Origin of the sequence: Chryseobacterium shigense, from assembly GCF_900156575.1 — a bacterium.
GTDB lineage: Bacteria > Bacteroidota > Bacteroidia > Flavobacteriales > Weeksellaceae > Chryseobacterium > Chryseobacterium shigense.
Genome location: NZ_FTNY01000006.1, coordinates 211,321 through 230,046, shown reverse-complemented (window position 1 = coordinate 230,046; position 18,726 = coordinate 211,321). Strand labels below are relative to the sequence as shown.

Genomic DNA, 18,726 nt, shown 5'->3' with positions numbered 1-18,726 from the left:
AACTCAAAAAAAACTATATTTGTCAGTCTTAACAAAAATTAACAATAGAATGGATAATATTGAAGCATTAAGTCCGAAACCGGATGAATTTGTAGAGAATAAGAATTCAAGGCATCCAAAGGGATTGTGGGTTCTTTTCGGAACAGAAATGTGGGAGCGTTTCAACTTTTATGGGATGAGAGCCCTTTTGACGCTCTTTATGGTAAATTCCTTATTAATAAAAGAGGCTGATGCGGCAATCATTTACGGTGGATTTTTAGCTTTATGTTATTTAACGCCTCTTTTGGGAGGATTCATTGCAGATAAGTATATCGGAAACAGAAACGCTATCTTAATCGGTGGATCTTTAATGGCTATCGGCCAGTTCCTGCTATTTATCAGTGCCTCTACTTTTTCTGCTGATCTTGGCAGTTCAAAAATGATCATGTGGCTGGCTTTATTCGTTATCATTTTCGGTAATGGATTTTTCAAGCCTAATATTTCCTCAATGGTGGGAAGCCTTTATCCTAAGCAGGAGAAATCTAAATTAGATTCAGCATTCACCATTTTCTATATGGGGATCAACATCGGAGCATTCCTTGGACAGTTTATCTGCCCGTATGTAGGAGACGTGAAAGATGCAGCTACAGGAGTAAGAGATATTTTTGCTTTCAAATGGGGATTCTTGGCGGCTTCCATTGCTATGGTGATTGGAACGGTAACATTCTTCATCCTTAAAAATAAGTATGTAGTAACTCCGGAAGGAAGACCTATCGGTGGGTTACCAAAGAACAATACAAGTGAAGATTTTGAAGAAGGTGAAACTCAGACAGCCAAATTCTCAGGAACATCTTTAGGGATTACAGGGTTTTTATTTGTTGTTTTATTCTTTGCTTTCAGATATCTTCTGGTAGGAGAATTCGGATTTAATGCGGTAGAAATGGGTCAAATGATCAAAGGAATTATTTATCCTTTCATCTATGCGGCTGGTATTTCCTTAGCCTTCCTTATCATGAGTTCCGCAGAAAACAAGATTGAAAGACAAAGAATCTGGGTAATTTATATCGTATCCTTCTTTATCATATTCTTCTGGGCAGCTTTCGAGCAGGCAGGATCATCATTAACATTTATCGCGGATAACCAGACTGACAGAAGCATTTTCGGATGGAATATGCCTCCTTCAATGGTTCAGATCTTCAACGGAATCTTTGTCGTTCTGTTAGCAGTTCCATTCAGTTTAACTTGGGATAAATTAAGAACAAAAGGAAGAGAGCCCGTATCTCCTTTCAAGCAGGCGATGGGATTAGCATTGATTGCTCTTTCTTATTTCATTATTGCACACAACGTAAAAGATCTTGGAAACACAGGTTTATTAGCCATCAAATGGTTAATGTTACTTTACTTCATTCAGACTTGTGGTGAACTTTGTTTATCTCCAATTGGTTTATCATTGGTAGGTAAACTTGCCCCTAAAAGATTTGCCTCTTTACTATATGGTGTATTCTTTATTTCCAATGCTGCAGGTTATGCTTTGGCAGGTTCATTGGGAGCTCTTATTCCGGCTACAGGTGACAAATTCACCAAAGCAAAAGAAATAGGAGTTGATCTTCAGGATGTTTTAGATAAAAAAGTAACATTAACGGCAGATCAGGCGGTAGCCTTTGAAAAAGCTCAGTTACCATTGCACAACCCTACCTTTGCAGGATTTGAGATTCACAATCTATTTGAATTCTTTATGGTATTCGTAGTACTTTGTGGTATCGCATCTATAATTTTGGCGTTACTTTCTCCCATCTTAAAGAAAATGATGCACGGTGTAAAATAACCGCATCAACAAAATACAATAAAACCTCTGCTAAGTCGGAGGTTTTTTTTATTTTCGTATGATGGAAATTTCCGAAGATTCTTTATTTCAATCCGTAAAGGAAATCATTAGACAGTCGCACGAAAAAGTATTTCGGATCGCGAATTCTACTTTACTGTTCGCTTACTGGCAGATCGGAAAACTGATCGCAGAAGATGAACAGCAGGGAAAGGAACGTGCTGAATACGGAAAGCAAACGTTAAAAAATCTTTCTAAAAAACTTTCTCTGGAATTTGGAAAAGGCTTTGATTACCCCAACCTTTCCAATATGCGAAAATTCTACACAATTTTCCCAATTGTTGACACATTGTCTCTACAATTGAGCTGGTCTCATTACAGATTACTTTCCGCCAGGATGATACAATCAAAAAAAGCTATTTTCACAATAAAGCCGGACAAAACAACGGGAATGTTACAAACTTAAAAACAGGGAATCTTCGTAAAATAATTCTTACTGAATGAAAAACAATACCGTTACCAGCAAACACTTGACTACCTTCCTAAAAAAGAGGAACTAAAAGAAATCATCGACCAGGACAGAATCCGTTTTGAACTGGATCAAAACAATAATAAACAACCCTAATAAAATCAATCATATACAATTATGAGCTTAACTCTTGAAGAAATACAAAATTTTAAAGGAAAATATCCAAAGCAGCTTTGGACGTTGTTCACAGTAGAAATGTGGGAACGTTTCTGTTTTTACGGAATGCGAGGTGTTCTTACCATTTTTATGGTTGATCAACTAGGTCTGTTAGAAGACAAAGCGAATTTACAATATGGAGCTATACAGGCTTTTATTTATGCTTTTACATTTATAGGTGGAATCTTTGCTGATAAAATCCTGGGATTCAAAAAATCTTTGGTTTTCGGAGGACTTATTATGACTGTCGGAAATCTGATCATTGCTTTTTCTCCGCATGACTTCTTTTACTTTGGGATTACCTGCTCCATTATTGGTACCGGATTTTTCAAACCCAATATTTCTTCTATGGTAGGAGAACTCTACAAGGAAGACGATCCCAGAAGAGATGCAGGATATGGCCTTTTTTATGCAGGAATTAATATTGGAGGACTTTTGGGAGGAGCCCTTTGTGTTTATCTGGGAAAATATCATTCTTGGTCATGGTGTTTCTTAGCAGCGGCCATCGTAATGCTTTTAGGATTAATTACTTTTTTTGCTACAAAAAAATCATTGGGACCTATTGGTGATTCGCCATTACAAATTCTTCCCCAGTCTAAAAGAACTTTACGGGAAGTATTGGTTTATATTGGGGCACTATTAAGTATGCCGCTTATTTTCATCATGGTAAAAAATACAGATTATACAGATTATTTCATGTATATGATAGGTATTGCAGCTGTAGGTTATTTTATATTTGAAACGCTTAAGCAGACGTCTGCATACCAGAAGAAACTTATTGCAGCATTTATATTTATCTTCATGTACTTCCTGTTTAATTCTATTTACGAACAAAGCGGAGGATCACTGTCTTTATTTGCAAAAGACAATTTGGTTCACACCCTTTTAGGCTTTGGTATGGACCCTAATATTATTAACAACAGTGCCAATTCCTTTTTTATCATCATTTTTAGCCCGCTTATCGGTTTAGCCTGGGTTGCATTAAATAAAAGGAAGCTTGAACCTAATACTATTAATAAATTTGGAATTGGATTTTTATTTCTGGCAGGAGGATTTTTTCTGTTTTATAGTTTAAGATATTTTGCCGGTGCTGATGGGAAGTCTTCACTTAATTTATTTACTTTTACATGGCTGGTGATCACCTTCGGTGAATTGTGTTTAGGGCCTATCGGAATGTCTATTATTACAAAATTGTCTCCTAAAAAAATGTTTGGTATGATGATGGGCTTGTGGTTCTTAGCCAGTGCATTCGGACAGTTTGCTGCTGGAAAAATTGGAGCCAGTTTTTCTGAAGCAAACACAGGAAATACCAATATGAGCAAACTTATCGCTTACACAGATGGATACAAAACTCTGGGAATCTACGCATTAATTGCCGGTGTGGTATTAATTTTGCTATCCTCGTTTGTAAGAAAATTAATGCAAGATGTAAAATAGGGTAAGCAGATTATGCTTATTTTTACTTAAATATCAAATATGAAAAAAATTATAAGCATAATCCTTCTACTTTTAATCAATTTTAGTTTTGCCCAGGTAAAATGGATGACCATAGAGGAAGCTTTAAAAGCCCAAAAAGAAAATCCAAAAAAAATCCTGGTCGATTTTTATGCTGACTGGTGTGGGCCATGTAAGATCATGGATAAAAACACTTATGGCCATGCTGTAATTGCTCAGATTTTAAATGAAAATTATTATCCAGTCAAGTTTAATGCGGAAGAGAAAAATTCTATTGAAGTTTTCGGAAGAACATTTTCCAATGATAATAAAGAACATAAAAAGGGAAAAAATTCTTTGCATGAATTTACTCAGTACATGAATGTAGGAGCTGTTCCCAGTACTGTATTTCTGGACGAAAAAGGAGGTCCTATCACCATTCTTCAGGGAGAATTGTCTGCTAAAGAACTGGAACCTTACTTAGAATTTATCTCAAAAGATCTCTTTAAAAAAATCCGTACAAGGGATCAGTGGGAAGATTATCAGAAGAAATTCAAATCTAGCATCAAGGATTAAAACCATACAGCGGCTTTCATACATAGAAAGCCGCTTTTTTTTGATATAAATGGCCAATATTTTCACTAAAAAATTTTAATCTTCAGGCTATTTTCCCGAAATTAGGCCTCATTTTTAAAATGACGCTAGAAACATCCATAGAATATGTGAAAGGAATCGGTCCGGACAGAGCCAAACTCATCAAAAGTGTGTTGGGCCTTTCAACCGTTGATGATCTTCTGAATTTCTACCCTATCCGTTACCTGGATAAAAGTAAAATATTTAAAATTTCCCAGCTTGAGGAAAGCAGTATTGAAATACAGCTTAAAGGAAGAATTACACAGGTACAGGAGATTCAAACAGGAAAAACGAAAAGGCTTTCGGCAAAATTCAATGATGATACCGGAACCATGGATCTGGTGTGGTTTCAATATTCGAAATGGCTGAAAGAACAGCTGCCGATTAACCGTGAAGTTTATATTTTCGGGAAAATCAATGTTTTTAACCGTCAGTTTTCCATGCCCCATCCTGAGATAGAAGTGGAAGAAAAAAAAGAAGGCGAAAACCGCTTGAAACCGATCTATCCAAGCTCTGAAAAATTAACGAAGAGAGGATTGAATCAAAGATTTTTTCAGGTTGTTTTAAGAAATATATGCAAAGAGATTCCCAATCTGGTAGAGGAAAATTTCCCTGAATACCTTACAAAAGCATTTAAATTTTTATCGAGACAGCATACCTATTTAAATATCCATTTCCCAAAGGATATGGAGCACTATGAAAAAGCGGATAACCGACTAAAGTTTGAAGAATCCTTCTTTTTCCAGCTCGGCTATGCGCTGAAAAAGATTCATCATAAAACCCATTCCCCGGGAAATCCATTCCCGATTGTGGGGGAACATTTTAATAATTTTTATAATCATCATATTCCCTTTGATCTTACTGGTGCACAGAAACGGGTTTTAAAGGAAATTCGTATGGATATGAAAAGGCCTATCCAGATGAACAGGCTTTTACAGGGTGATGTAGGATCGGGAAAAACAATGGTGGCTTTACTTACCATGCTGATTGCAATGGATAACGGCTTTCAGAGTTGTCTGATGGCTCCTACTGAAATTCTGGCACAACAGCATTATAATGGCATCAAAGATCTTTTAGAGGCCACAGATATCAATGTGCGTATTCTGACAGGCTCTTCCAAAACCTCGGAAAGAAAGATCATCCACGAAGAACTTGAAAATGGAACGTTGTCTATATTGGTAGGAACGCACGCTGTCCTGGAGGATAAAGTGAAATTTAAAAATCTTGGTCTGGCTATTATCGATGAACAGCACAGATTTGGTGTGGCACAAAGAGCCAAATTATGGGCTAAAAATAAAATCCCTCCACACATTCTGGTCATGACCGCCACTCCTATCCCAAGAACGCTGGCCATGAGTTTTTATTCTGATCTTGACGTTTCCGTGATCGATGAGATGCCGGTAGGAAGAAAACCCATTATCACGGCACACAGAAGAGAAAAAGACAGAACCTATGTGTACAATTTTTGCAGGGATGAGATCAAAAAAGGAAGACAGGTGTACTTTGTGTATCCACTGATTGAAGAATCCGAAACATTGGATTATAAAAACCTGATGGAAGGCCTTGACCACGTAATGACGGCATTCTCCGATTACAATACCACCATGCTTCACGGAAAAATGAAACCTGCTGAAAAGGATGCCGCTATGAATTATTTTGCTTCAGGCAAAGCAGAAATTATGGTAGCAACTACTGTTATTGAGGTAGGTGTGAATGTACCGAATGCTTCTGTAATGGTCATCGAAAGTTCAGAAAGGTTTGGACTTTCACAGCTTCACCAGCTGAGAGGCCGTGTAGGAAGAGGTGCAGAACAGAGCTACTGCATCCTTATGACTTCAGATAAGCTGTCGAAAGAGAGCAGAACGCGCATCAAGACGATGACGGAAACGAACGATGGATTCAAAATTTCTGAAGTGGATATGCAGCTGAGAGGTCCCGGAGATATTTTGGGAACGCAACAAAGCGGAGTGGTAGATTTTAAAAGACTGGATCTGGTGAATGATTCTGCCATTATCAAAACAACAAAAAATACAGTCGATAAGATTCTTGAAACGGACCCACATCTGGCTAATCCGGATAATCTGATCATCAAAAACTACTACCTGAGATACTACAAAGGAAAAAATAAGTGGAGTAAAATTTCATAAAAAAACCGCGAAAAGAAAATCTTTCCGCGGCCCCCTTATAAAACTGTTATTTAGAAGAAATTACTTTTGGTCTGTTTAAAGAATTTATTCTAGTAGTCAGAACTTAATATCTTGTGATTTGGTGTGAAAATATTTATATATTATTTGAATTTTCAGTCCTGACTATTAAAATAAATTAAAAAAAACAAAATGAATTATTTTTCCAACTTGCTTATTATAAAAACTAACTGTTTCAAGTTGAAGGAAGTGGGAATGAAACGAATAAATACCCTTCAACTTTTTTAAGTTTTCATGATTGTACCGTTTTGTTTAAAGATCTTCTATGCTTTATAGCTGGAAATAAACATAATTCATTTTGTAAAACTAACATTGTGACTTATATCTTGATTTCTAAATGAAATAATCTATTCTCTATCATCCATTGCTTTTTATATAGCTAATTTGTGTTGCAATGTTTACATTTACAAAATTGCTGATATTATGCGGATTTTGTCTTATATCATTTTAATTATTAGTTATACAATTTTCACCTTTCTGTGAATAGTATGTAATAAATACAAATTTTATTTTCAGAAATGAAAGCTAAAAAAAGCTTAATCCATCATACTTTCATGATGAAATTATCTTTATTAAGTCCGGAAGTATGGTACTGCCAGTTTATCGTGATAATTTCTGTAAGTGACTTTTTCAGACCTTCATAGCTGTCCGGCTTTCTCATAAAAATATTCCCGCCATTGACAAATATTTCTTCTATTTCACTTTCTGAAATATGATCCGTGTACACGACAATAATTATATTACTCAATCCTGGATCTGTTTTTATCTCATCCAGGCACTCCATAGAATTTTTTCCAGGAATATCATATTTTATGAATACCACTTCCGGAACAATCACTCCATCACTGGTCAGATACTCCATAAGATCCTCTCCGTTTGAGAAACATTGGGACTTTACTCCTATCTTTAAATCCTTGAAAATATTTTTAAAGAATATGATATTACCCTCGTCATTATCTGCTGCGATCACATTTAAATATTCTTTATTCATACATCATTTTAGAATTTATAGTCATACTCTGGACCTTTCTTCTTCTGGTAATGATTTTGTGAAACTGAGAAGGCGTAATCCCTGTCGTATTTTTGAACTGGGTACTCAAATGCGCCACGCTGGAATAGTTCAGTTTGTGCGCAATTTCTGTAAGACTCTGCTTATTATTTAGAATCAGCTCCTTTGCATACTCAATTTTCTGATGAATAATAAAATTTTCTATCGAAGTATAGGCTACTTCAGAAAAAAGATTGGAAAGATAACCATAACTATGGTTCAGTTTTTCAGCAATATAAATAGATGCTTTTACGGGAACAGTATTTTCGGAAAAAACGAGCTCTACAATGACATCTTTTATTTTCTGTATTAAAGCCGTCTTCTGGCTTTCGATAATCTCTATGCCGTAATCTCCAAGATTCTTCTTAAAAAGATTATGCTGTTCCTGCGTAATGGGTTCGTAGAATTCCACTTCACCAAAGTTCAGCAGGCGATATTTCAGCCCATGCTCTTTTAGCTTTTCATCCAACACTTTCTTGCAGAGAGCATTGAAATCAAATTTTACATACATTTTCATCCTGATATAAGTGTGTCAAATTTCGAAGTAAATATAATAATTTATTTCATTCAAAAGTGAAATAGAGGTTATTTTTTTTAACATAATGTATAAAAACAAAAAACTCCTGCATATTGAATACAGGAATTTAAACACTAAGGATGAAAAAAATATACTGATAAAAAGCTGCAAAAGCTCAAAACCAAGCATATGAATGTATTATTGAAAGTGATTTGGTTCTGATACAAAGATGAGCCAAAAAGAAACATCACACGTTATAGAATTAAAATTAAATGTTACACAATTTTAAGTCATTTATTTGTGAATTAAGAATTCCATCAGGTAATCATCCATCACAAAACCACCTCCGATATCAAAAACACCTTCACCATAAACCGTGTATCCTTGGGATTCGTAGAAGTTGCGGGCCGTATTATGTTTATTGACTGTTAAAATAATCCTTTGATCTCCGTTCTCAGATACTTTCCCATTCAGGAATTTCAGAGCCTGTTTTCCAAAGCCTTTACCCTTGCTTTCCGGAACTAAATAAATACGGTGAAGTTTTGTGGTTTGCTCTTCGTAATGATGCTGATAACCAATAAACCCTTCATAAGAACCGTTGTTTTCATCCTGAATCATATAATAATGATAATCTGCATTTCTGAGATGACTCCCGATTTCCGCTTCGGAATACATTTTTGAAAGCATATAGTCCATTTGCTCACCAGAAAGAATATCTGCATAAGCATTTCCCCACGATCTTCTCGCCAAATCCTGAATAAGGGGAATATCATTTTCTGTTGCTTTTATTAATTTCATACTTGTTATGATTAAAAAAAGTGAAAAGCCGGAACCTTTCACCTTTGGTATTTTACTGTTAAACGTTAATGGTGAATGGTGAATTTTTTATTTAAACCTCAAAAAATTAACTGCTCACTTGCGAAGCAAAATTCACAATGGATTGCTTATTAAATTTTCGCCATCTCAGCTTTGATCTTCTCATAAAGACCTTCTGAAGCAGGAACTAAAGGAAGTCTCAAATAATTTTTGATAATCCCCTTTTCCGTTAAAATCACTTTAATTCCGCATGGATTTCCTTCTGCAAAAATCAATCTTGTGATTTCAACCAATTTATTATGAATTTCATACGCTTCTTTTACTTTTCCATCAAAAGCCAACTGAACCATCGTAGAAAATTCTTTTGGATAACCTTGCCCGATCACAGAAATCACTCCGTTTCCACCAGCTAAAGTTACTGGCAATGTGTATTCATCATCTCCCGAAACTAATGAAAATCCTTCAGGTTTCTTTCTTAAAATATCGAAGTATTGAAGAATATTGGGTGCTGCTTCTTTAATCATGAACAAATTCGAGAATTCCTTTGCCAGACGGATCGTCGTATCAGCTTCAACATTCTGTCCTGTTCTTGACGGAACATTATAAATAATAATATTTTTCCCGGTGGAAGCCAACATTTTATAATGCTGATAAAGCCCTTCCTGATTCGGTTTGTTATAGTACGGAGATACAGAAAGTACGGCCTCAAATGCTGAAAGATCTGTTTCTTCTATCTGTTTCTTGACTTCAAGAGTATTATTCCCGCCAATTCCTAAAACCAAAGGAAGACGTTTATTATTAACCTTAATGATATGCTCAACCACCTGTTTCTTCTCCTCATCAGAAAGCGTTGCCGCTTCAGCTGTAGTTCCCAAAACAACTAAATAATTGGTTCCGTTTTCGATATTATACTCAATAAGTTTTGTTAAACTGTCGAAATCAACGGATAAATCTTCATTAAAGGGCGTTATCAACGCAACACCTACTCCTTTTAAAATGCTCATCTGCTAGAATTATTTTCGTCAAATTTAATAATTTACCAGAAGAATTTGTAATAAATAATAATGTTTTATTCTACATATAATTATATTTGCATATACTAAAAGATATTATGAAAAATAAATTCTTGTTACTAGGAATTGCTCTGGCTTCGCTTACTGCCTGCAAAACAGCTTCTACGCTGCAGATGGCGGATGTAAAGACCCAGAAAAACATTTCTATTAATAATGAGCTAAAGAATGATGAGGAGTTTGTAAAAATTATCGAACCTTACAAGCAAAAACTGGACAAAGAGATGAATCAGAAGATCTCTCATACCAGCGTAGATCTTACCAAGCAAGGAGATAATAGCAATCTGGGCAATCTTTTGGCTGATTACACGTTCGAAGGTGCCGATGCCTGGACGAAAACCCACCTTAAAAAAAATGTAGACGCTGCACTGATCAATATCGGAGGTATCCGTACAACGATTGGAAAAGGAGATATTATTCTGAAAAGCGTTTTTGAAGTCATGCCTTTCGAAAATGAAGTGATCATTGTAAAAATGAAAGGGACAGATCTGCAGGGACTTTTTGATTATTATGCAAAAACTCAGGTCAACAATCCTGTTTCTCATTTATATATAGAAACCAAAAATGGACAGCTTACCCAATCCCTGATCAACGGAAAGGCTATAGTTCCTACGCAGGATTATTATATTGCAACTTCAGATTATCTTGCTTTAGGTGGTGACAATATGAAATTCTTTTCCAAAGGAGAAGCTATTTCTACCGGAATCAAATTGAGGGATCTTTTCATTGAATATTTCAAGAAGACCTCCGAAGTAGTTCCCAATACAGATATTCGTTTAAATTTTATCGGTAAGAAATAATGGATAGAAAAAGTTTTTTAAAAGTACTAGGTGGTGGAACTTTAGCAATGTCTTTAGCTCCCCAAATGATGATGGCGGAAGAATTAAAAATTCTTAATTTAAATTCCACAAATAAACTGACCATTCTTCATACCAACGACCAGCATAGCAGAATAGAACCTTTTGATTCAAGCTATACCAAAAATCCCAATCAGGGCGGTTTTGCAAGAAGGGCAAGTTTAATACAGCAAATCAGAAATCAGGAAAGTAATGTTTTGCTTCTTGATTCGGGTGATATTTTTCAGGGAACTCCTTATTTCAATTTCTTCGGAGGTGAACTGGAGTTTAAACTGATGTCTATGATGAAGTACGATGCTTCAACAATGGGAAATCATGACTTTGACAATAGTTTAGACGGATTTTTAAAAGTTCTTCCCAATGCAAAATTCCCGTTCATCTGTTCAAACTATGATTTTAAAAATACCGTTCTGGACGGAAAGACTTCACCATACAAGATCTTTAACAAGAATGGAATAAAAGTAGGAATCTTCGGAGTAGGCATTCAACTGGACGGACTCGTAGGGAAAAAACAATATGGTGAAACGGTGTATTCAGATCCGGTAGATGTAGCCCAGCACTATTCCAACTTTCTGAAAAACGAACAAAAATGTGATCTTGTGATCTGCCTTTCACATATTGGCTATGATTATAAAGATGAACCTAATAAAATAAGCGATAAAATTCTTGCTGCCAAAACAGAAAACATTGATATTATCTTAGGCGGACATACCCATACTTTTTTACCTGAGCCACAAACTTTTACCAACCGACAAGGAAAAAATGTTCTGGTTAATCAGGTAGGATGGGCAGGCCTTCTTCTTGGCAGAATAGATTTTTACTTTGATGCAAATAAAAACGTAAAGCATATTTCCTGGAACAACCAGACAATAGACAGCAGTATAACCGTATAATATGAAAAAACTCTCATTACTCTCTCTCGCTACTTTAGCCTCCATGCAATTCATCGATGCGCAGGTCATTTCATCAAAAAAATGGACGGATCATTTTTCCTATAATAATGTCTTGGCTATGAAGGAAGACAATGGGAAAATAGTAGCCGCGACAGAAAATGGGATATTCTATTATACCATCGCTACAGGGGAGATGACAAAGCTTTCAAAAGCCAATGGTCTCCATGATATTAATATATCCGCCTTCGATTACAACCCACAAACTAAAATAGGTGTCATAGGATATGCCAACGGTTCTATGGATGTTATCACTCCTCAGGAAATTAAATATATTGTTGATATACCTATTGCAACCGGTTACAATGGAAGCAAAAGAATCAATCATATTTCGATTACAGGAGATCAGGCTGTAATTTCTGTGGGCTATGGAGTTTCTATATTTAATATTAATAAAAAAGAATTCGGAGATTCTGCATTTTTTGTAAACGGAGGTGTTTATGAAGCCAGCAATGAAGCCACTATTTTTGGAAACAAGTTATATTCTGTTACCAATACAGGCCTGAAAAGTCACGAACTGAATACAACGTTTCCTGTATTTTCTACCTGGACCACGGAAATACCCGGATCCTTTAAGCATATCGACGCAGAGTCTTCCTCCCTTATTTTTTCGTCAGCAACGGCTGCATTTATCTATAATAACGGAACCGGCACTCCTCTTCCGGCAACTTTTGGAGGTATCAAAGACATTGTATTAAGTTCAAATAATATTGTAGTAACAGACAGCAGAATTTATACATTTGGCTTAAATGGGGTGTCATTAAACGCTGTAAGTATGGGAGAAGACTGTAATACAGCTTTGACTGCCAACGGAAAAGTATATGGAGGCACAATACTGTCAGGAATAAAAGACGAGGGCGGTACCACTTATAAACCATCAGGTCCGTATTCCAACTCTTCATATAAGATAAATCTGTACGACAATAACCAGATGCTGATATCTTCAGGTTCAAGACTGAACAGGTATAATCAACCTGGAGAAAATCCTAAAAAACCTGGATTTTATTATTTTAATGGATCGGAATGGATCTACCCATCTTATTTCATAGGTAAGACCTTTCCCATCAATGTTCTTGATGCTGTAATGAATCCAGCTGACAACAGTGAAGTTTTTTTCACCAACTATACGGTAGGTGCGCAGGGTGTTTATAAAATGAAATATAATCCCGGTAATAAAGATTTTGATCTGTCAAAATATTATGACATGGGAGCACCAAGTATCTACTATCGTCGCCCCGTAGGTTTTGCATTTGACAATCAGAACAACATTTTTGTTTCGGTAGGGTTCCATGACGGTTCACCTTCGATAGGAATTTATGACAAGGCAGCAGATGATTTTATCATAAAAAAATTCGGAATATCAAGTGAAGGTATGCAAAAACCGATATTCCATGAAAATCAACTATGGATTCCTATTCCAAGAAGCAATAATTTTATCGTATACGATTATAAAAATCCAACGAATCTTTCTGATGATGTAGATTACATCTTAAAAGACTCTAATGGATTCGCTGGAAATTCAAAGGGAACACTATCTGTCGCATTTAGTAAGTCCGGAGATGCCTGGATCGGTACTGACAGTGGCTTAAGAATAATGTCCAACGCAGCAACAGAAATAAAAAATCCTGATCCTAAAGTAGAACCTATTATTATAGAGCAAAACGGGCTTGGAGAGGAACTTTTCAGAGACGGCCAGATACTCCAGATAGAAGTAGATGCAGGAGATTATAAATGGATCTCTGTAGACGGAGGTGGAGTATACTACCTCTCTTCAGACGGACAGCAGACCATCAAACATTTCACAAAAGAAAATTCACCTCTTCCTACGAATTCCGTTACCGACATAAAGGTTGACAAAAAAACAGGAAAGGTATATTTTGTAACTTTTAACGGTATTGTTGCCTATCAGGGAGATGTAGCTGATCTGACTGCCAACTTTGGTCATGTGGTGGTGTATCCTAATCCTGTAGTCTATTCAAACTTTAAAGGAAAAGTGACGATTAAAGGGCTTGCTGAAAAAACCAATATCAGAATTACAGATGCCGCTGGAAATGTAATCCATTCTGCAGTAGCCAGAGGAGGATATTATGAATGGGATCTTAATAATATGAAGGGGAACCGGGTTGCTTCCGGGATCTACTTTGTCCTGATGACCAACGAAGACGGATCGGATAAAGCTACCGCAAAAATAGCTGTGGTCAATTAATGAATTCACAAAACGGATTTTTATTATCATTTATAAAGTATGGCGAAAATGATGCAGTTCTGCATTGTTTTACAGAAGAGGATGGCTTTCAGACCTATTTCGTAAAAGGCATTTATGCTAAAAGAAATAAAAAGAAAGCCCTGCTTCAGCCTTTGAGTATGCTCAGTTTTACCATTAATCCCACAAGAGGCAATGGAATACCGTCCGTGTCGAGATTTGAACTGTTGAAGAATCCAGATATGTATATGGATATCAAAGCCAATACGGTCATATTTTTCATTTCGGATTTCCTGAATCAGATTTTAAGACACGAAAACAGAAACCCGGGTCTATTCTTTAGTATTGATGAATTTGTCAGTGAACTGACGAGCAAAAACTATCAGTGTCATCTGCTTTTTTTAATTATGATATTAAAAATTCAGGGAGTTGCCCCATTGATTAATGACGGACCCTATCTGAATCCGGAAACCGGAACTTTCTCGGCAGCCCCTGCTCACCAAATGTTCAATGAGGAAATATCGTACATCTGGAAAACTGCACTTTGCTCAGAAAATCTTTATACAACAAAAATACATTCGTCTTTAAGAAAGGATTTTCTGGATAGTCTTCTGGTCTATTATCATTATCATATAACAGATTTTAAAGTTCCGGCATCACTGGAGGTGATCCAGCAGATATTTGAATAAGAAGATCAGGAAGCTCAGGATACGGCTTTGAGGGATATCCTTGTCAAGATTATTAGAATTGATCGAAAATAACCTCAATCTGTTTCAGGTATTTACGCTAAAAACAGCTTTTACTTTCCCTTTTCCACTGTCTTCACTTCTCCCGGCATTTCCGTTTCAGATTCCGCTATTTCTTTTTTAGAGAATCTTGGTTGCAGGATTTTTGCAATAAGTCCTGTCCATCCTGTCTGGTGGGAGGCTCCCACTCCCCTTCCATTATCACCATGAAAATATTCGTAGAATAAAATATAATCTTTAAAATCCGGATCCGTCTGAAATCTTTCATACTGCCCATTCACCGGACGTTTTCCGTTTTCATCTTTTAAAAAGATTTTAGACAGCCTCTTGCTTAGAGAATCGGCAATCTCATCCAGATTAGAGTAATTTCCACTTCCGGTAGGATATTCTACTATAAAATCCGGACTGTAATAAAAGAAAAACCGCTGAAGACTCTCAATAATTAAAAAGTTGATGGGAAACCAGACTGGCCCACGCCAATTGCTGTTTCCTCCGAAAAGTCCGCTATCGCTTTCTGCAGGCATATATTTCACACAGTAATCGGTTCCGTTTAAATTTAATGTATAAGGATTTTTTTCATATTCTTTGGACAAAGCACGCACTCCATAATCGCTCAGAAACTCTTCCGGATTCAGCATTCTGCTTAACAGTCTCTTTAAACGATGACCACGGAGCAATGAGAGAAGGTGTTTGGAATCTTGTCCTTTCACTTCCCACCTGGAAACAAGCGAGGCCAGTTCGGGTTTATTGTCAAGAACCCATTTCATTCTTTTTTTGAAATTGGGCAGTTTTTCAATCATTTCATCATCAATTACCTCAACAGCAAACATAGGAATCAGCCCTACAATCGTGCGCAGCTTTAAGTACATATGATGACCATCACTGGAAGCAATGGCGTCGTAGAAAAACTCATCTTCCTGATCCCAGAGGCTGAACTCTTCGTCCCCCATATTATCCAGTGAATTGGCAATGGCAAGGAAGTGTTCAAAAAACTTCATCGCCATTTCTTCATAGACCATATTGTATAAAGCCAGTTCGAGTGCAATTCTCATCATATTCAACGCAAACATGGCCATCCAGCTAGTTCCGTCCGACTGTTCCAGCTGTTCTCCGTTTGGGAGCGTGGTATTGCGGTCAAAAACTCCAATATTATCAAGTCCTAAAAAGCCACCTTCAAAAATATTATTCCCGTTGCTGTCTTTTTTATTCACCCACCATGTAAAGTTCATGAGCAGCTTTTGGAAAGCACTTTCCAGAAATTCGACATCCGGTTTTCCTTTGATGTATTCATCGATTTTAAACACTCTGAAAACAGCCCATGCATGAACCGGAGGATTCACATCGCTGAAGTTCCATTCATAAGCAGGAAGCTGGCCATTGGGATGCATATACCATTCAAACAGAAAAAGTTTTAATTGGTATTTTGCAAAATCCGGGTCTATCAATGAAAAACTAATGGTATGAAAGGCAAGATCCCAGGTTGCATACCACGGGTATTCCCATTTATCCGGCATGGAAATGATATGTTCATTATTCAGATGCTTCCATTCGTAGTTCCGGATCTTCTCCCGGGATTTGGGAGGTGGTATTTCTGCCGGATCTCCTTTCAGCCACTTTTCTACATTGTAATGATAATACATTTTGTTCCAGAGCATTCCTGCAAAAGCCTGTCTCTGTACCAATTTTTCATCGTCCGACTCTATTCCCTTCTGAATGTCAGCGTAAAAATCGTCCGCTTCTTTTTTTCTTAACTCAAAGACTTCTTGAAAATCAGCAAAAGGTTCTTTTAGTTCTTTATCTGTTACTCTGAATTCAAAAACTTTAGCTGCTCCTGCTTTCAGTACCTCATCAATAAAAAAAGCAGCTTTAGTTCCGTTACTTTGAGGATTTACAGCCTGAGAATTTCCGTTAATGATAAAATCATTAATGCCGTCTTTGCAATATTTTACTTCACTGGCGGATTGATACAGCCTTTCCGTATTGGTTTCATTATTACAGAACAATGTTTTTAACGATTCTCTTGCATAGATATTTTTAATTTCAAGATCCTTATGATCAATTGTAATATGTTTCGGATCTTCACTGTTCAGCTTCGGTTTGTACTCATCATATCCCCAGTTCCATGTATTTCTGAACCATATTGTAGGTAGTATAACAAGCGGGGCTTCTTTTTCAGACTTATTGACTACGGTAAGTTTAACTAAGATATCGTGCTCACTTTCTTTAGCATATTCAATAAACAGATCAAAATACTCATTTTGGTCAAAGATTCCGGTATCGATCAACTCATATTCTGGTTCATCTTTACTTCTTTTCGCATTGGTTTCTAAAAGGTCTTCGTAAGGAAAAGCATTCTGAGGATATTTGTACAACATCTTCATATAGGAATGCGTTGGAGTAGAATCCAGGTAATAAAAATATTCCTTGACATCTTCGCCATGATTTCCCTGCCCGTTGGTAAGACCGAAAAAACGTTCTTTGATCATTTTATCCTTTTTATTCCAGAATCCGATGGAAAAGACCAGCTTCTGAAGATCATCACAGATCCCACAAATCCCCTCTTCACCCCATCGGTAGGTTTTGGCTTCTGCGGTGTCATGGCTGGTATAGTTCCATGCGTCTCCGTTTCCGCTATAATCTTCACGGACAAGCCCCCACTCGCGGTTGCTGACATAAGATCCCCATTTTTTCCATGAGATTTCTGAAAGTCTTTGTTTTTCGGACATGTATTGTTTTTTTTATGTATTGATCAGTGGAGAAAAGAATAAAGAGAAAAGATAAAAGAATAAAGAATAAAGATAAAAGACTTAAGATGTCGGATTTCAGACTACTCAATAAGAGCCTTTTACAGGTACTCTAGTACTCTGATACTCCCCAACCCTTAAACTTTGAGAGCGCCTACCCTCCTGTAGAAAAGCTTTCGAAAGTGGTCATTCCTCCGTCTACGAAAATGCTGGTTCCTGTGATATAATCTGCCAGATCACTTGCCAGAAAAGCGGCTAAATTTCCGATATCTTCCGGCTGCCCTATTCTGTCATACGGAATAAGATGAAGCAAAGAATTCAAAGCCTCAGGGGTACTCCATGCATCTTTATTAATCGGAGTCTGAATCGCGCCAGGGCAGATAGAATTCACGCGGATCTTATTTGCACCATATTCCTGTGCAAGAGTTTGCATCAGCATTCTGATGGCTCCTTTGCTGGAGGCATAATTGGCATGGCCTGCCCACGGAATAATTTCGTGAACAGAACTGATATGAATAATTTTGCCACAGGCAACGGAACGGGACGGATCTATCCCTCTGCGAAGAAACTCTTTAATAGCTTCGCGGGCGCAGAGAAACTGTCCGGTAAGATTCACCCCAATCACCGCATTCCACTGATCAAGGGTCATTTCAGTAAACTTTGAGTCTTTTTGAATTCCGGCATTATTAATAAGGATATCTACGGTTCCAAATTGTGAAACGGTATCTTCAAACATCTTAACCACCTGATCTTCTTTGGAAACATCACACTGATAGGTTATTCCTTTTCCTCCGGCATCTGTAATTTCTTTTAAGACAGCCTGCGCTTCATCTCTTGATCTTTCTGAAGAGTGATTGACAATAACAGTTGCCCCCGCAGATGCAAGTGATTTTGCAATTCCTGAACCTATTCCGCTTGAGCCTCCAGTAACGACAGCTACCTGATTACGAAGTGATATTTCCATATTTTATTATTTGATCTTACTCAAAGTTATGGAAAGAAATCAGCCGGATGGAAT

Annotated in this window: 15 protein-coding genes; 9 read left to right on the top strand and 6 right to left on the bottom strand. The window is 36.9% G+C overall.

The genetic code is table 11. The annotated features are described in order from the left end of the window. Window positions 1-49 precede the first annotated feature (49 nt). The 5 genes from BW964_RS19650 (at window position 50) to recG (ending at window position 6,700) form a co-directional block, all read left to right on the top strand. Entirely contained in the window at window positions 50-1,804 is a 1,755-nt protein-coding gene (locus tag BW964_RS19650) for a peptide MFS transporter (protein ID WP_076509827.1), read from the top strand. Between the two features lie 58 nt (window positions 1,805-1,862). After that, a complete protein-coding gene (locus BW964_RS19645) occupies window positions 1,863-2,267 on the top strand; it encodes a DUF1016 N-terminal domain-containing protein (RefSeq protein ID WP_228431934.1) in 405 nt (134 codons plus the stop codon). 180 nt (window positions 2,268-2,447) lie between these two features. Further along, a complete protein-coding gene (locus tag BW964_RS19640) occupies window positions 2,448-3,923 on the top strand; it encodes a peptide MFS transporter (RefSeq protein WP_076509825.1) in 1,476 nt (491 codons plus the stop codon). A 39-nt stretch (window positions 3,924-3,962) separates the two neighbouring features. Continuing rightward, window positions 3,963-4,496 carry a thioredoxin family protein gene (locus BW964_RS19635; protein WP_076509823.1) on the top strand — a complete coding sequence of 178 codons (534 nt, stop codon included), beginning with the start codon at window positions 3,963-3,965 and terminating at the stop codon, window positions 4,494-4,496. 119 nt (window positions 4,497-4,615) lie between these two features. Beyond that, on the top strand, window positions 4,616-6,700 hold the full coding sequence (gene recG, locus BW964_RS19630; protein ID WP_076509821.1) for an ATP-dependent DNA helicase RecG: 2,085 nt from the start codon (window positions 4,616-4,618) through the stop codon (window positions 6,698-6,700). Between the two features lie 601 nt (window positions 6,701-7,301). Here the strand turns inward: recG and BW964_RS19625 are convergent. The 4 genes from BW964_RS19625 to dapA form a co-directional block, all read right to left on the bottom strand. Beyond that, entirely contained in the window at window positions 7,302-7,748 is a 447-nt protein-coding gene (locus BW964_RS19625) for a response regulator (protein WP_076509819.1), read from the bottom strand. Next, on the bottom strand, window positions 7,741-8,322 hold the full coding sequence (locus BW964_RS19620; RefSeq protein ID WP_076509817.1) for a helix-turn-helix domain-containing protein: 582 nt from the start codon (window positions 8,320-8,322) through the stop codon (window positions 7,741-7,743). Before BW964_RS19620 ends, BW964_RS19625 begins: the two co-directional genes overlap by 8 nt. A 294-nt stretch (window positions 8,323-8,616) precedes the next feature. After that, entirely contained in the window at window positions 8,617-9,120 is a 504-nt protein-coding gene (locus BW964_RS19615) for a GNAT family N-acetyltransferase (protein ID WP_076509815.1), read from the bottom strand. 149 nt (window positions 9,121-9,269) lie between these two features. Further along, a complete protein-coding gene (gene dapA / locus BW964_RS19610) occupies window positions 9,270-10,142 on the bottom strand; it encodes a 4-hydroxy-tetrahydrodipicolinate synthase (protein WP_076509813.1) in 873 nt (290 codons plus the stop codon). Window positions 10,143-10,249: 107 nt separating this feature from the next. Here dapA and BW964_RS19605 point away from each other — a divergent pair, with 107 nt between their 5' ends. The 4 genes from BW964_RS19605 to recO are packed head-to-tail and all read left to right on the top strand — an operon-like array spanning window position 10,250 to window position 14,907. Continuing rightward, the gene (locus tag BW964_RS19605) at window positions 10,250-11,008 is read left to right on the top strand and encodes a 5'-nucleotidase C-terminal domain-containing protein (RefSeq protein WP_076509811.1); all 759 of its coding nucleotides are present in this window, start codon (window positions 10,250-10,252) and stop codon (window positions 11,006-11,008) included. Continuing rightward, on the top strand, window positions 11,008-11,958 hold the full coding sequence (locus BW964_RS19600) for a bifunctional metallophosphatase/5'-nucleotidase (RefSeq protein ID WP_076509809.1): 951 nt from the start codon (window positions 11,008-11,010) through the stop codon (window positions 11,956-11,958). Before BW964_RS19605 ends, BW964_RS19600 begins: the two co-directional genes overlap by 1 nt. A gap of 1 nt (window position 11,959) precedes the next feature. Next, window positions 11,960-14,221: a type IX secretion system anionic LPS delivery protein PorZ gene (gene porZ / locus BW964_RS19595; protein WP_076509807.1), complete on the top strand. Its 2,262-nt coding sequence runs from the start codon at window positions 11,960-11,962 to the stop codon at window positions 14,219-14,221. Then, on the top strand, window positions 14,221-14,907 hold the full coding sequence (recO, locus tag BW964_RS19590) for a DNA repair protein RecO (protein ID WP_076509805.1): 687 nt from the start codon (window positions 14,221-14,223) through the stop codon (window positions 14,905-14,907). The genes porZ and recO overlap by 1 nt, the downstream gene beginning before the upstream one ends. Before the next feature lie 110 nt (window positions 14,908-15,017). On the opposite strand, the gene BW964_RS19585 is transcribed toward recO, so the two are convergent. Together BW964_RS19585 and BW964_RS19580 are read right to left on the bottom strand one after the other, a co-directional pair. Further along, window positions 15,018-17,690 carry an MGH1-like glycoside hydrolase domain-containing protein gene (locus tag BW964_RS19585; protein WP_076509803.1) on the bottom strand — a complete coding sequence of 891 codons (2,673 nt, stop codon included), beginning with the start codon at window positions 17,688-17,690 and terminating at the stop codon, window positions 15,018-15,020. 172 nt (window positions 17,691-17,862) lie between these two features. Then, complete coding sequence (locus BW964_RS19580) at window positions 17,863-18,672, bottom strand: glucose 1-dehydrogenase (RefSeq protein ID WP_076509801.1); 810 nt, start codon at window positions 18,670-18,672, stop codon at window positions 17,863-17,865. Between the last annotated feature and the right edge of the window lie 54 nt (window positions 18,673-18,726).

What these genes read in the sequence shown, in the direction of transcription:
- BW964_RS19650 (WP_076509827.1), top strand. Translation starts at nt 50, where the DNA reads ATGGATAATATTGAAGCATTAAGTCCGAAACCGGATGAATTTGTAGAG.
- BW964_RS19645 (WP_228431934.1), top strand. Translation starts at nt 1,863, where the DNA reads ATGATGGAAATTTCCGAAGATTCTTTATTTCAATCCGTAAAGGAAATC.
- BW964_RS19640 (WP_076509825.1), top strand. Translation starts at nt 2,448, where the DNA reads ATGAGCTTAACTCTTGAAGAAATACAAAATTTTAAAGGAAAATATCCA.
- BW964_RS19635 (WP_076509823.1), top strand. Translation starts at nt 3,963, where the DNA reads ATGAAAAAAATTATAAGCATAATCCTTCTACTTTTAATCAATTTTAGT.
- recG (WP_076509821.1), top strand. Translation starts at nt 4,616, where the DNA reads ATGACGCTAGAAACATCCATAGAATATGTGAAAGGAATCGGTCCGGAC.
- BW964_RS19625 (WP_076509819.1), bottom strand. Translation starts at nt 7,748, where the DNA reads ATGAATAAAGAATATTTAAATGTGATCGCAGCAGATAATGACGAGGGT.
- BW964_RS19620 (WP_076509817.1), bottom strand. Translation starts at nt 8,322, where the DNA reads ATGAAAATGTATGTAAAATTTGATTTCAATGCTCTCTGCAAGAAAGTG.
- BW964_RS19615 (WP_076509815.1), bottom strand. Translation starts at nt 9,120, where the DNA reads ATGAAATTAATAAAAGCAACAGAAAATGATATTCCCCTTATTCAGGAT.
- dapA (WP_076509813.1), bottom strand. Translation starts at nt 10,142, where the DNA reads ATGAGCATTTTAAAAGGAGTAGGTGTTGCGTTGATAACGCCCTTTAAT.
- BW964_RS19605 (WP_076509811.1), top strand. Translation starts at nt 10,250, where the DNA reads ATGAAAAATAAATTCTTGTTACTAGGAATTGCTCTGGCTTCGCTTACT.
- BW964_RS19600 (WP_076509809.1), top strand. Translation starts at nt 11,008, where the DNA reads ATGGATAGAAAAAGTTTTTTAAAAGTACTAGGTGGTGGAACTTTAGCA.
- porZ (WP_076509807.1), top strand. Translation starts at nt 11,960, where the DNA reads ATGAAAAAACTCTCATTACTCTCTCTCGCTACTTTAGCCTCCATGCAA.
- recO (WP_076509805.1), top strand. Translation starts at nt 14,221, where the DNA reads ATGAATTCACAAAACGGATTTTTATTATCATTTATAAAGTATGGCGAA.
- BW964_RS19585 (WP_076509803.1), bottom strand. Translation starts at nt 17,690, where the DNA reads ATGTCCGAAAAACAAAGACTTTCAGAAATCTCATGGAAAAAATGGGGA.
- BW964_RS19580 (WP_076509801.1), bottom strand. Translation starts at nt 18,672, where the DNA reads ATGGAAATATCACTTCGTAATCAGGTAGCTGTCGTTACTGGAGGCTCA.